The 15,652-nt window shown below is 36.4% G+C and carries 7 protein-coding genes; 6 read left to right on the top strand and 1 reads right to left on the bottom strand.

From position 1 onward, the window contains the following. The first annotated feature begins 793 nt into the window (after positions 1 to 793). The 6 genes from Q0976_RS02090 (at position 794) to Q0976_RS02065 (ending at position 14,086) form a co-directional block, all read left to right on the top strand. Positions 794 to 1,894 (top strand): methyl-accepting chemotaxis protein, encoded by a 1,101-nt coding sequence (locus Q0976_RS02090; RefSeq protein ID WP_299490440.1) that lies wholly within the window; start codon positions 794 to 796, stop codon positions 1,892 to 1,894. A gap of 724 nt (positions 1,895 to 2,618) precedes the next feature. Beyond that, on the top strand, positions 2,619 to 4,589 hold the full coding sequence (locus tag Q0976_RS02085) for a methyl-accepting chemotaxis protein (RefSeq protein ID WP_299490438.1): 1,971 nt from the start codon (positions 2,619 to 2,621) through the stop codon (positions 4,587 to 4,589). Positions 4,590 to 4,778: 189 nt separating this feature from the next. Beyond that, positions 4,779 to 7,010, top strand: a complete 2,232-nt coding sequence (locus tag Q0976_RS02080; protein ID WP_299490436.1) for a hypothetical protein — start codon at positions 4,779 to 4,781, stop codon at positions 7,008 to 7,010. A 10-nt stretch (positions 7,011 to 7,020) separates the two neighbouring features. Next, positions 7,021 to 8,103: an HlyD family secretion protein gene (locus Q0976_RS02075; RefSeq protein ID WP_299490434.1), complete on the top strand. Its 1,083-nt coding sequence runs from the start codon at positions 7,021 to 7,023 to the stop codon at positions 8,101 to 8,103. Positions 8,104 to 8,213: 110 nt separating this feature from the next. Then, positions 8,214 to 9,185 carry an IS1595 family transposase gene (locus Q0976_RS02070; protein WP_299490432.1) on the top strand — a complete coding sequence of 324 codons (972 nt, stop codon included), beginning with the start codon at positions 8,214 to 8,216 and terminating at the stop codon, positions 9,183 to 9,185. Positions 9,186 to 10,105: 920 nt separating this feature from the next. Further along, positions 10,106 to 14,086: a hypothetical protein gene (locus Q0976_RS02065; RefSeq protein WP_299490430.1), complete on the top strand. Its 3,981-nt coding sequence runs from the start codon at positions 10,106 to 10,108 to the stop codon at positions 14,084 to 14,086. A gap of 127 nt (positions 14,087 to 14,213) precedes the next feature. Here the strand turns inward: Q0976_RS02065 and Q0976_RS02060 are convergent, their stop codons facing one another. After that, on the bottom strand, positions 14,214 to 15,503 hold the full coding sequence (locus Q0976_RS02060; RefSeq protein WP_299490428.1) for a DUF1566 domain-containing protein: 1,290 nt from the start codon (positions 15,501 to 15,503) through the stop codon (positions 14,214 to 14,216). Positions 15,504 to 15,652 lie beyond the last annotated feature (149 nt).

Genomic DNA, 15,652 nt, shown 5'->3' with positions numbered 1-15,652 from the left:
AAATAAGCTGATTTTTCGTATCAACAAAGATTTTATTGTCAAATTTGATACTTTTTTGTTCGAGTTCTGGTTTTTTTGGGTCGCTTATACTTCTTATGGAGTTGGACTAAAGTCGAGATTTCTATTTTTTGCTTTAAATCATGATACCGTTTTGAGTGTGTTTTATCCGCTTATTACTGGCCATTGGGCGAATATTTTAAAGGATTATATGCTATGAAAAATATTAAGTGCTAGGGGCTGCAGATCTTTGGTGATGATTTCTGCAGCAGTTTATTGGGCTTTAAGCAAGTAAGAGTTTATGCTGTGTCGTTATTTTCGGCTTTGATTCCAGATGTCGCTCTATCTTCTCCATCTTTGGAGTCGTCGGCTTGGGTTCAAACGTCGTGCTACCTCCTTCATTCTTGGAGTCGTGACTAAGTAAGCGATAACGCAGTAAAAAGATACCACAAATGCTGTCAAGAGGAGCCGTTTAAAGGTGTTTTACTCTTTGTTGTAGACCTTTTAATTAAAAGGAAAGGGGGCTTAGAAGACTAAGGTGCGCTCTACTACACCGCGATTTAAACACTTTTAGTTCGAACATCATTTAACCACGAAAGGTCAACAAACCCTTGTTGCACTTAAATAACATTAGATTTTCAACCTGACTTGGTTGGGAGTGGCAAAAAGGAGCTTATTTGGTAATAGGGCTTTACTTTTTTAGCACTCAACGTCATCAAACTATACGGTATGTTATTGTTTAACTGGGGCTGCTGAGTTTGATGGATGGCTTTAACCCTATAGAGATAATATTGAAATGTTTTTCAGAAGTACAAAAAAAATTGCAGATCTTGAGCGTATCAATAAAGAGCAAGTCAAAGAGATTGCATTCTTAAAAGAAGAGCTAGCCAATAGAGCTGATAATAGCGATGTGCTTGCTCAAAAAATATCAGAAGGTAAACAAGCTTTAACTCATCAACAAGGGTTAAATGAGCTTTGGTTGAATTCTGCAGATATGATTATTGGCATTCGTGAAGAAATTGCAGACTCTGCAAACTCTTTAGTGGTGAACCGTGATGATTTTAAAGGTTCAATCTCATTATTTGATAATATAATAGACTTGCTGCATACCACTGTCGATGCGACATCAGTGATTAATACGGATACAGATAAAGTCTCTGGTTCTATTGCTGATTTAAAAACGGTGACAGAAGGGATAAATGGGTTTATTACCTTAATTCAGGGGATCACAGAGCAAACTAATTTACTTGCATTAAATGCTGCCATTGAAGCCGCTAGAGCGGGTGAACAAGGGCGGGGATTTGCTGTGGTTGCTGATGAAGTCCGTGCGCTGGCAAAACGTTCGGCAGATGCGACAAACGAAATTGCTTCTTTGATAACTCAAATCAATCAAGGGATGGATAGTGTCGTAGAAGGTATAGGGCATGTGGGTATCAATAGTTTAAGTGTGAGAGAAAATTCTGAGTCAATTCAAAGTACGACCCAAGAAGTCGTATCAGTTTCTCAGCAAATGTATGCAGTGATCAGTAACACCACGGCAAAAAGTTTTATTCAAACGGTAAAGATGGATCATATTGTTTGGAAGCTAGAAGTCTATAAAGTCATGTTAGGCATGTCGAATAAAACCATGAGTGATTTTGCCGATCATACGATGTGCCGTTTAGGTAAGTGGTACTATCAAGGCGAAGGAGCTGAAAAATATGCTTCGTTATCTTATTTCAGAGCGTTAGAAAAACCCCATGTGGCCGTACATCAAAATGGTATTTCTGCCTTAGATGCACTTGAACAAGGTGATGAATCAAAAGCGGTACAATATTTAGACTTAATGGAAAAAGCCAGTGCTGATGTATTAAGCCATTTATCGGCTTTAGGCGGTGCGATGGATACAGAGGCGTAGGATGAACGAGCACTAAAAGTTGCTTTAATAAAAGTGGTCAGTTTTGCTGGCCACTTTTGAAGGATCACGGGTTTAATAATGTTGAGTGACTGCTCAATATTGCGTTAATTGGTCGATCCAAGGAAGCGTTAAATAATGAAAAAAACCACGCCCGCAAGATTTTATTCACCTAAACGCTATATTTTAGCCTTTAGGGTTATTATGTTATTGGTTTATCAACCACCTTTTTTATGACACCATAGGCGTCATAAGCAGCGGGAAGTGCTTATTGCTTAGATCTAGGTGGAAATCTGTATATGTGTTCGCTCAAGGGGAGTACTTTGGTTATTTTTCATTTTTAGGTAAAAAATGAGTTTTTGGACTCCTTTTTATCTGGTTTGCCATTTTTGGCGTGAGGGATCTCAAGCGTGCTGAAGAGGATGAGAAAAAGTGGCTGCAAATGCTGAAAATAAAGAAAACATAGAAAACAAAAAAGAAAGTTAAGCCTCGTTTTTCATCATCTCTCCGTTAATCAGCCCTAGATCGTTAGGGCTTTATTTATTGTGGGCAAAATTGCAGTTTATGAAATATTTTGACGTTATAGTAAATACGCCTGATCACTTTGGCATTATTTTAATGTTTTATAAGATTAAGTTGTTTAATACTTTAGCGATATTGAGTTTTACTGTATAAGGATATGTTAAAGTTTGGTGTGTCATTTACTTAGCTATTGCAGGAGAGCTGAATGCTAACGATCCGTAGTAAACTTATATTTGCCTTTTTAACAATTGCACTATTACCTGTATTCATTGTTTCAGTGATCACATCACAGAATGTGATTGAACAAGCTAAAACTAATTTTATTCAAACCAGTAGTGTTGACATTGCGATTGTTGATCAATCTTTTAGTCATTTCTTTGATTCACTGAGCTACAATGTATCTTTTTTAGCCGACAGTAATATCGTGCGTGATACTGCTAAAGGAGAGATCAGTACTTATTTCAGTGAGAAACGTCAACCAGCTCAAGTGGCTATGGCTAACGGTGGTCGTGAACAAGAAATCTTTGAATTATTCAGTGCTGTGGGAAAGAATAATCCTACTTTAGGCTTTGTCTATATGGGTAATAAAGAGGGCCAGTATCTGGAATGGCCCGGTACTGCAGATTATGAAAATTGGGATCCTCGCAACGAACCTTGGTTTGCTTTAGGAGAAAAGGGTAATTATCAAGTACAACGTATCGATGGTTATTATTGGGAACCTGATGATGCTGTTTATGTTTCTGTCTTAAAAGCATTTAAGAATAAACAAGATGAATTTGAAGGCGTTGTTGCCATAGACGTGTCGGTAAAGGCGCTGACTGAAATGGTACAAAAAATTAAATTTGGTCATACAGGCTTCTTAATGATCGTTGAAGGTAACGGTAATATTCTGGTCGATGCCAACAACCCCGATAATAACTTTAAAGCTTTGAAAACACTTGAAGCACCTTATTTTAAAACAATTGCAGAGACAGATTCTGGCTTAGTAGATTTAGATATTAATGGTACTCGTTACTTGGCCAATATTGTCGACTCGACAGCGTTAGGCTGGAAAATCATCGGTTTTAAGCAAAGTGATGAAATATTTTCTTCTGCTACTCAATTAATTTGGGTTACTGTGATTGTGAGTGGTTTATTGATTACACTTTTTGTCTTTTTAGGGATTATTTTTGCTAAGCATATTGTGGATCCTATTAATGAAGTTAAAAGTGAGCTCAAAACCTTAGCTGAAGGTGAAGGTGATTTGACTGCTCGATTAAATATTAAGAGTAAAGATGAAACCAGTGAATTGGCTAATTGGTTTAATCAATTTATTTCTACGACACAGGCAATGATTCAGGGGATAAAAAATAATGCTGGAAGTATTCATCGTGTTTCTAGTCGTGCAAGTGACAGTGCTATGCAGGTTGCTGAATCTTCAAATCAGCAGCTTATCGCCATTGAGCAGGTTGTCACTGCTGTGACTCAAATGGCTGCTACTGCGAATGATGTGGCTAAAAATTGTGCTGATACTGCTGATGTTTCTCAAGAAGGCTTAAAGGCTTCTCAAAATGGTAAGGATGTCATTAAGACCAGTATCAAGAGCGTGCAAGAATTAGGGATCAGTATTCAAACATCTAATCAAGTTATTCAGGAGCTGGAACAGGAAACAGAGAATATTAATAATATTTTGTTAACGATTCAGGGGATTGCTGAGCAAACAAATTTATTAGCACTTAATGCTGCTATTGAGGCTGCTCGTGCGGGAGAGCAGGGAAGAGGGTTTGCTGTTGTTGCTGATGAGGTGCGGAATCTTGCAAAACGTACTCAAGATTCAACGGGTGAAATTAATCATATACTTGGCATGCTAACAGAGCGAACAAAGTTAGTGTCAAAGAATATGGATGTTAACTTAACTCAATCAAATCAGGCGCTTGAGTTATCAGAGCTAGTGAGTACTGTGTTTGATAATATCGAAATATCGGTTGAAAAAATTCGTGACATGACAACACAAATTGCCAGTGCTGCAGAAGAGCAACATTTAGTGACCGAGGATATTGGTAGTAATATTGCGTCTATTAGTGACGCCGCATCTGAAATGTCGCGGCTGTCTAAAGAGGTTGAAGTTACTGCCAAGGAGCAGGCTACACTTGGAGGAACTTTGGCTGATAGAGTGTCGAATTTTAAAACAGAGTAAATTACAACTTCAACATGTAATAATATATCAATAGGTTGATTTTTGAATTTAATGTTAGTTAAGTATTTTCTAAACCTTTAGAAAATACTTAGCTTCAAAGCAATTGCAATGAATACTAAGTAGAAGCACATGTGCTATTTGAAAATTATGTTATTGTTTAAGTAGTGATATGAATTGATGGATTACCCATTGGATAAATTTCGAAGCCTACATCTTTATATGTTAAAAATGAGGTTGTTTAATGCTTTCAGAGCTACATTCATTTTTATACTTATCATTGTATTTGCTACTTTTTTTCAACTTCCTTTGACGTTATTTGCAATTTATCCAGCTTTATTTTTGATGTTTTACTCTAAAGATGAATCTTATACTGCTGGAATATCACTTATTTGTGGGGTGGTATTGAGTGCTTTATTAATGAGTATTTGTATTCATTTTTTCTCACAACAACCTTATCTATTCCTTCTTTTTTCTGTCATTGTTTCATTTGCTCAAGCATATTGGGTTGCCGAGACAATGCGCAATCGTTGGCCTTATCAAATTACAGCTATTTTTTCTATTATTGTGACAGTAACGATAGCTTTTACTGCTAGCTCAGCCTCTGAAACAACTGAAATACTTGTTATTCAATGGTTTATGCAGTTTGTCATTGGTTTAGTGATATTGAGTTTTATAACGCAATTAGTTTGGCCATTGCCAAAAAGTAAAGATGTATTAAAAGTGTATCATGGAATAATTGAGGAATATATTTTTTTATTAAAAAGTAGTTCAGATTCTTTTATAAAAAAAGAAAAATTTGATCGTATTGATTTGAATATAAGCTTAAATGAGCTTTATAATATTGAAAAGTTAATTAAAACACGTAAAACCCCATTGAGTAATGATACACCTCATTTTCAAGTATTACTCGTTCAACTGGATGCTTTATTACATTTATTTGTCACTTTTAGGTTAATTGAGTCTGTACTGATCCAAGTGAATGATAAAGATATTGATACTGATTCACGCCGTTATATTGAATGTGAAATTATGTCTTTAATACGTCGGTTAGATATTTTAGTATTGTACTTTTCAGGACATGAATCATCGCAAAGTATTATTGATTATTTTCAGAATGAAATCGTGAGTAAAAAATATAACTCACATATATTAAGTGGTATTTATGTACACATTTATACTGCAAATAAAAGTATATCCGCCTTGATGAATAGTTTTAATAATCTCAATACCAAAGATATTGAGATTATGAAGAGTAAAAACATAATAAAATCTGGCTTGAAAAGAGATTACAATACGCTGCATTTAGATAGTGCGAAAAGTGCGATTAAGATGATGTTAGCTTTAACGATAGCGCTGCTTATTCATATTGCTTTACCTAATGTGCCTGCGAGTGATTATCTTGTTATTTGCATTGTTGTGATGTTGGCCCAAGTGAATCTTGGAGGGATCCATTTACGGTTACCCTTGTGGATATTTGGGATTATTTCAGGGGTTATTTATAGTAGTGTTGGTATACTGGTTATCGATGCACAAGATCATCTAATTCTGCTGATTGTGTGGATGGCTACAGGATTTTTGTTTGGTACTTATTTAGCCGCTGGCTCAGCTAAAATAGCCTATGCAGGTGTGCAATTTTGTATTGGGATGACGATGACTTTTGGTAGTCAAGCTTTTCCATTAAGTTCTTCAGACGAAATATTAGGTAAACTCACTGGAGCATTAATTGGCTTTTCTATTTCATTTTTAGTGGCTCATTTTCTTTGGCCTGAACATCCCCGTCAACAATTTAGGCGTTCTTCTGCTAATATTTTAGATGAAGCAAAATATTTATTACTTACTTTAATAAACGTTAATAATAAAAATATGATAAAATTGAATGATCAATTTTATCAAGTAAGTCATAGTTTGCAATCTAATTTTATTCTGATTAATGATTACAGTTATACATTTCATAAAAGTAACATGATTGAAGAATACATGCATGAGATTAATTTGTCATGTAGTCGATTATCTTTACAACTTATTACTGCTTATGATGTTTTTAATCGTTTTGATAGTTTTCAGGAAAAAAAATATTATATAAAACTTTTTGTTAAATATGAAAAAGAATTAAGTAGTGTTATGGGATCAGTCTCTGAAGTGGTTTTTGATATTAATAAAAGAGTAAGGGAACACGTAGTAGACTTGCAATTGGTAATAAATGTTTTACTTTCTAATATAGAAACTAGTTCTTCAATGATGTTGAATGATATTAAAGAGGAACACCATCATAGTAAGGTTTATTATGGAGGTTTTGTGTTATTGGGGGTTGTGAGTGAATTGAGCATCATTATTGATACTATTTTAAAAACAATAGACTATGATGAGTTTGGTGAGGTTGTTGATAAAGTACAAAGTACAAAGTACAATTGTTTAACTTAAAGGATAAACGATGAAACGGTTTCGATTACTTTTTTATTCGATTAATGCTTGGTTGGCATTATTACTATTATTATTCGTTTTTTTGGTTATATTTTTTGTTTTAGCTGATAGATATACGCCATATACATCTGATGCTTATATTCAAGCTACTGTATTACAAGTTTCACCTCAAGTGGATGGGAGAGTCATTTCAGTTTTTGTGAAAAATGGCAGTAAAGTTAAAAAAGGTGATAAAATATTTCAACTGGATCCAGAACCTTATCAATATCAAGTTGATCGTTATACTGCAAATTTAGTGCTGATTAAAGCTAACATTCAACAATTACAAGATCAATTAGAACAACAGCAACATATATTAGCTGGGCAAGAAGCTGAATTAGTTTATACAAAGAAAGAGTACTTGAGATATGAGAAACTTGCTGAACAACAACTCTCTTCTAAAGATGATAGAGATCAGGCGTATAATAATTACCAGCAAGCGCAAGCTCAGGTCCTTTCCACTACTGATGAAATACAAATACTGAATAGTCAGTTAAGTGCGATGATCGGTGATGAAAATGCAAGTGTTAAATTGGCTGAAGCTGAGCTTGCTAGTGCTCAATATGAACTTGATAAAACAACTTTTATTGTGCCGTTTGATGGCGTTATTGATAACCTCCAGTTAAGTATTGGTAGTTATATTGAAGCGGATGATAAGGTTATGACTGTAATCGATACAGCTAATTGGTGGCTAGTTGCTAATTTTAAAGAAAATGCGCTATCGATAATTAAAGAAGAGCAGCCAGTCTCATTTAGTCTTTTTATGTATCCTAATCAGGTATTTTATAGCCGTGTTGATAATCTAGGATTAGGGAATGTTATTGGGCAAGGCTATCCATCGGGGCTGCTGCCTGAAATTAAGAATCCAATGACTTGGATAACACGCTCAAAACGTTTTCAAGTACGCATTAAAATTGAGCAAAATCTGAATGGTAAAATTCAACGGGTTGGTGCATCAGCAAGAGTGCTCATTGTACCCGAACAAGCGGGTATTATGGGAGGAATTGGGAATTTCTATTTGAAGGTGGTGAGTTTTTTTGATTACATTTATTAACCAAAACAAACCCAAATCTAGAATTGTTAGTATTGTTTTACTTAGGCGCTGTTGTATAAAAATGTTGTCTATACTTAATAGGTGGAGCTAACTGATTGAAGATAATAGCAATGAAAACAAAATTATTGGTGAGTAAACTTAACCAGATAACAAAATCACTTATCTCTATGACGCCAGGCCAAAGAGAAGTGGTTCACCAGTCAATTCAAGCATTAGACACTGAAATTCCTATCGATGAGCTCATTCAACCCCTTTTTGATGTCTCAGCACAATGCCCACATTGTCACTCTGCTAAGTTCAAGAAGTGGGGAAAAGCAAGGATGATACAAAGATATCGTTGTAACAAATGTCATAAGACCTTTAATAATAAAACAAATACTCCACTTGCGAAACTTCATAAAAGTCATCTATGGGAGAAATACGCCCACTGTATGGAGTTGAAGTTAACGTTAAGAGAGGCTGCTAAAATATGCGGCATTAACCTTAAAACGGCATTTTTGTGGCGACATCGATTTCTCAGTGCTCAAGCTGGTAGAAATGATGACAAGCTATCTGGGATTATTGAAGCAGATGAATTCTTTCTCGCTTATTCAGAAAAAGGCTCTAGAACCATTAGTCAGCCACGTGTAAGTAGAAAACGAGGAAGTGATATTGATAAAAGAACGAAAGAAGGACAAGTGGCAATATTACTATCAATAGACCGAAGCAAACATATGATAGCACCTATACTATTAGCGGATACCGCATCAGAAATAGCGACAAATTTATCCAAGAATATTGAAGTTAATTCAGTGCTTTGTAGTGATGGTTCATGGGTATATACAGGTATAGCCAAAGAGAGACAATGTGATCATAAGCGGCTAATAAATAATACACAAAGAGTCATAGATGGTATCTACCATATCCAAACAGTCAATGGTGAGATAGCGAACTTCAAGGCTTGGGTAAATGGAAAAATGAAAGGCATCGCGACTAAGTATTTGCCCAATTATCTTGGTTGGTTTAAAGAAAACAGTCAAAAGCGAGATAGTCGACAAATATTACAATTGGCTTATGGTAGACAACAGTATTCTGGAACATAGCCTTTACTTAACACTATAAAGTTCGTGAATGAAGGCGATGGCTACCGGTTGAGGATGGACCCCAAGCAGGCAATAGACCTTGGTGTGTTTCTAATAAAACCCCTATCCAACGCTATAAAGAGCCGAATATGGCTTGTGCTTAATACGCCTTATATTATTTGAGAATAAAAACCTTGCGGCAATCACTGGCCTTTTCAACTTTGGAAGCGTTGTGCAGGTACTGCTCAATATTTTTGAGTTTTTGTAACTCTTTTGACAATGGAGGGTTAAAGGAGCCTAAAGTTTTCCTAAAAAAACACTGATGAGTCGTCATCTTGTTGCCAGATAAGTTAGGTAGTTACACTTGATATGATGTGACGTAATGTGACGTAATATTGTTTTATTTTTATTATTTATGAATTATTGTGTTTTTTATTTTATTCTTGGTGATTTACTTGGATTTTGTTTATATTGGTATTTAATACTATGATTTTAAGGTAAAGGTGTATTTGATATCGTATTTTATTTTCAATAAATATCTATTTATAGAAAATTCATGTTTACTTATATTTACTTATTACTATGTTTAATAACAAGGTATCGTATTTAAAAATCTAATGATAAATAATAATTTGTAAATTAGTGTAAATGTTAATTAAGTGAAATAATGTAGGGGTTTAAAGTTTGAAATAGGTTATGTTAATTATTATTAACCAGCCTTCTTGCTTTATTGTTTTGTGTTAATCCATTGTTTTTTATTTAGTTAATATTTTTTCCGTTGTTAATTGTCGATTTTTTCGAGTATTTCCAGTCATGTCTACCCATTAGCATTCTTATCAATTTATTAGTGTGTTATTTCATAAAATTGAAATGACTCTTAATAATAAATAACACTTTTAAATATTTTGGGTTTTTTGTTATTCATTATAGGAGAAAAGAATATGAGGGATAGATTTATAGGGGAAGGAACAGTTAATAAGTGTAAAAATAAAATTGCCATATTATCATCATTTTTTTTATCTATGGGAGCCATGGCCATTGAAGATCCCTTAAAAGGACTTCATCATATCTCTCCTCATGATGATTTATTGTCCAATACCACTTTTTTTAATTTTACAGAAAATACCCTACATCCAAGAATCGCTCAACATGAAGTCTTGAGCAAAGAAGGAGTTGGTGTAGAGCAGGGGTTTGATATTAAATCCACTCCTATTAATGGGTTACGTAATTCAGAAGTGTTGTCCGCGAGATTGTTTGCTATTGGAACTGATTCGACAGTTTCCTTTACTCCTGATGCTAATGGAAGTTCTTTTTCAGTTGAAGTATATAATCAAAGATTTGAAAGAAATAGCAATCACGCTCCTTTGATCAAGGAGGTGTTACCAGATTTGAAGGTTAAAAATAATAAATCTGTAAATCATTATTATGCTGTTAAAGCAGACTTTGTTGGTGCGGGAACTGATCAAGTGATTGCGATTGGTGATACAGAGTCATTTGGCGTCACATCAATTAATGATTTTTATAGTCATTTTGTTTTAATCCAGGCTAAGGATAACACAAAGCCATCCGAAGGTATTAGTGTATCAGAAATATACAAGCCTGCTCCTTTAGGTGCGGCAATAAATGAAACAATACAGTACGGTCAACCTGTTGTAGGAGATCTAACTGGGGACGGTAATCAGGAAATTGCCTTTGCCGTTTCGAAACATGTTAGGGTTTATACAATTTGTTCGGGTAAGTATTCAAATAGAACTTACTCTGTTTGTAATAATAATGACGGAACCAGTAAACCTGCATTTAAAGTAATAAAACATGATACTAATAATTTTCGATTAGATCAGATTGGTAATCATACTCCACGTAATGAGGCTGCTTATGATCTCAGTATTGGTAATTTTTATGGTAATGGGAATGTGATTGCCATAACTGCCAGTGAACGAGATTCTATTAAAAGAACTTGGTATGCGCGTCTTGATCTTTTTAGCTTGAATTCTTCTTCATCAGGTTTAGAGGTAATTCGTGAATCGTTCGATAATGATTTTCTTCCTCACATAGTGGGTGGGTATAGAAATAACGGTGGCTATTGTTTTGCTCAAGCAGGAAAAAAATTCGTTAATCAAACAAGAGATGAGCTTTGGCTGGCTTGCCAGTCAGAGACTGATGGGGTCAATAGCAATAATGGCTCGAGAGTGACACTGTTACAGCTGGAGTTTTATAAAGATGAGCAGGATAGGGGGCGATTTAATGTTTTGTCAACATCCACGCCTTTTGGTGTCGATCATTGGCGCTTAAGAGGTATGACGCCTTATTATCCTATGACCTTTCCTACCGACAGGAAATTAGAAGACGCAGATCTCATTAACTCCCTGGCGCTGTTACTCAGCAGTAATGTCGATACCGATTCAAATCGCTATAAAATCGTACTGCTGCAATCTAATCAGTCTACTGATGGCGATAAAAGAGCACATATTTTTCCTCAGGCAAATACCAATGAACAGATAACACGATATGATTTAGATACAAGTAAAGATAATCATGAAATTGGTGTGCCATTTCGCCCTTATTTTTCATTAAGGGATACACAAAGAGCACCTAGGCTCTACCTCGCTAAAAATATGCTCACTACCAGTGATTTTACCGGGCAGTCTGTGAGGTTAGGGGCGCCGCTTTACTATAAAACACCTGTGATGCAACAGCCTTTTGTGGTGATAGGGGCACCGCCTGCTCATGTGGATTTTATGTTGCCTTTTGATAATACGAATCCATCGCCGAATATTGAGGATAATCGGGTGGTTAACCTGAGTATGGATCCAGATAGCTATATGGCTAGATTTGAGAAAAGCGCAACGGTTTCTCATGGTTATACCGAGCAAAATATCACTTCTTTACAAAACTCTGTGACAACACAAGCCTCAGCTGAAGGGGGAAGCACGGGGGGAGTGTTGTCACCTGCTAAAGCCACTTTTAAAGCCACTGCCGGTGGCGGGTATTTAAATGAAAAAACGGCTGATACTGTGAACGCCGAAACGGAATCTCATTCTGTTGTGGTTGGGTTTGAAACTGGCTTTCAGGACAGACTTGGGATTAATAGTCAATACACTGAACATTTCATTTATCCGGTATTAGGCGGCAGGGTTTGCCCTGAATCTGATGACTGTACTGATAGTGAAAAAGGGCAGCAATATGTGATGTATTCTCAGGCGACACAACCTCAGCAAAGTTATATTGATGGTGGGCAGGTTGCCTGGTATCAGCCAGTTCATGAAGTGAATAATGTGTTGTCTTACCCCCGCTCTTTTGCACAATTAGAGGCAAATTATGGTAACCCGATAACAGCATTTTCTCACGAAAATATGTTCTATACGGGAACAGGATCTCAATTTTTAAAATTGTCCTGGAAGAATGGTACTACTTTGTCTGATACCAATACGATTATCAATAAGGGGATGTGGAATGCAGGCTTTAGTGCAACTTATGGCACCAATGATTTATTCAGTAAATTAACCGGAATAAGTTATGAAAATTCATTTGAAGTTAACTATGAAGGATCAGTAACAAAAACCGGGGTGGTGACAAACGTCAGTGAGTATGCAGCCGGTACTACAGTCACTATAGACAAGCCTAATACCTTTGCTTCAACTATTGAATATAGTTACGGTTTTACGCCACTCGTTTTTGGTGATAAGTTCAATCTAGCTGAGATAGACATGGACGATCCTTTTTTGCCAGAGGCAGTAAAACAAACCATAAATAACAGTGAGACAGGGGCTTTATCCGCAGGGTTCTTAAAACTGGGTCATTATGTTAATTTTACTGATCTCTCTTGGGCTGGTAATTGGTGGCGGGGTAAAAAAGGGTTATCAAAAATCGATATTGGACTCAATAACCCCACCCGATGGAATAAAGATGAAAGTACGCACTTAGACGAAGCGGGCTCCAATTGTTTAAACCGTTTTGTCTGCGCGGTACCGTTTCAGCCAACAATCGCCGGGCATGAACACTTTAACGCTTTTTATAATATGAGAGGGTTATTTGTGACGCCAAAAGGGAGCAGTACAACTCGCCATGAAGCAAAAGAGGGTGAAACATTGACCTTAAGTGCGCGTATTTATAATTACAGTTTGACTGATATGCCAGTGAACAGTGAAGTGCATGTGCAATTTTATCGTCAGTCTTTGGTTGAAAATGGGAATTTAGCACCAAATAGTGCAGTATTGATTGGTGAAACTTGGATACCTGCCTTGCGTGGTGCAAATTATACTTCTGCTGGACAGGATAACTGGTCAGTGGCTAGTGTGGACTGGAATACTGCAGGCCTAGCAGGGCAATATCATTTTTGGGTGGTGGCTTGGGCTGAAGATAAGCAAGGTAATATGTTAGAAGAGTTACCCGGCAAGGGATTAGCCAGTAGTCATACTTCCCCTTTATTTAGGGACATCAGTGATGTGCCATTGCAATATGCAACATTGAATTCGCCCACTTTAGGCCAGATAGAGATGACATTTACCAATAATGTGGGCATGCACCCTCAAGAGTTCACTGTGGTACCTAAAAATAGCCCTGCATTGATGGCAACATCAGCATTAAATCATACATCGTTTATTAATGATGGTGATCTTCCTGCTGTAGAGGGAATGTTGTTAAATCCAATGACAATATCATTGAATGACCAAGATGAAAGGAGTGTGAATATTGGACTCAGCACGCCACATAACACGCAATCACAATTAGTTTATATCACAGATGATAAAGATAACATTGTTGGTTTTCAGCGGGTAGGTCGAATATACAAACATAAAAATGTCAATATTCCTTTCACTTTGAAAGAGTGTGGGCAAAATGCATTGACTGTTCGTGTTGGTTCACCGAATAATGAGGCAATAGCCAGTTACGCGTTTTCAGCCAATTTGCAATGCCATTAATGGATTGAAACCTTGAGTTTACAGCCACCCATTTTTGGGTGGCTTCTCTATCTTCTTGATTGTTTTTAACTCATCATGACTATAAATGACAAAGGGCCTTAAAAAAGCCCTTTTGTTTTTTTAGTGTTTAATTGATATCTCGAACTAAGCGAACATAGTGTTTCATACGTCTCACATCGCCTTGAGGGCCAAAGCCTTGGGGGAAATCACTGGCCTTTCCGACTTTGGGATCGCTGCGCTGGGCACCCGCACCATGTACATCTTCGAGTTTTGCCACTCCTTTTGACATTGGAGGTTTAAAGAATCCCAATGCTTCTCCAAAACAAACATATACAGCTGAACCGCCGCCTTGTTGATTTTTATGGGTAGTCGATGTCCAATAAAAGGGATAATTTATCTGACCACCTTCATCTATAATGGAGGTGACATTAAAAAGTGGGTTAATTGCTGCTGAATGTGTTGCACTGGGTGAGCGGTTATAATCGACAATACTTTGTAATTCTTTTGCGTTGGGTAGACGCCAATCGTTATGGCCTAAATAGTTTTCTTTATTACGTGTTTGAGCCAGTAGTAATGCATTTTGCCAAGAAATAGCTTGTTGATTGTCATCTTGTTGCCACATGAGTTGGGTGGCTAAGTCTGAAACTGTCCCATCTTGGTTATTTTTAAAATGGTTTTTACCGTATTCTGTGCTGCCGCGAACAAAACGTACGCTATACATTTTTCCTGAACGAGTGCGAGGATCCATCAAGGGGTAACCTTTGATCCGTCCATCGGCAAGGTTGACGCCAAATAGTGTTTGATTACCTCCCATTGTTGTACCTTGATAAGCAGTTGAAGTGAGCATTTGTACATCGATAGGGCGTCTACCATTTGCGCCATATTCAAAATCAAAATAATTAATATCAATAAAAGGTTTACGGTGTTGACCAGAGCGAGACATATTTCTAGCACTTATATCAATGCCATTAAAGAGCATTAATGAGTAGGCCTCTTTAATTGAAGGTAAGCGCCAGTCTGTGTGATTAGCAAACTTAAAGTGCTTTAATTTATCGATGGCTTGCTGATAGCTCATTACTTCAAAAGATTGTTGCCACTGCAGGCCAGTGACATTATCGGTAACTGTTCCATCATGATTATTGGTATAAGAGGGGATATTTTTTAAGTGTTGTGCGTCTTGACCATAAAAACTCTCCTCTTTCTGGGGGGCTTTAATGGCATTAAAATTATTAAAGGTTGTGATTTGTCCTGTATCAACCAGAGGAAATTGATTAACAGAATCTGTATTTGATGCTTCCATTGGGATGGTAATAAAGTCAAATTTAGGTTGCTTGGGCGGCTGAGGCCTTGCATGAGCAAGCCGAGTGCTCGTTAAGATGACGATACTGGAATAAATAACAGATCTTATAAAAGTCATTTGCATAAATAGGCCTTTTTGAAAAGAAGAAGAACTGTGGTCTACCCATTATGATAAAACGTATACAATTAAATTTGTGTATGATGAGTGTAAAGCTATGAGAATATTATTATCAATTGGTGATCATTGGGGTTATTGAATATAAACGG

Origin of the sequence: uncultured Shewanella sp. (assembly GCF_947501665.1) — a bacterium.
Lineage (GTDB): Bacteria > Pseudomonadota > Gammaproteobacteria > Enterobacterales > Shewanellaceae > Shewanella.
This window is presented reverse-complemented; position numbering and strand designations above follow the sequence as displayed.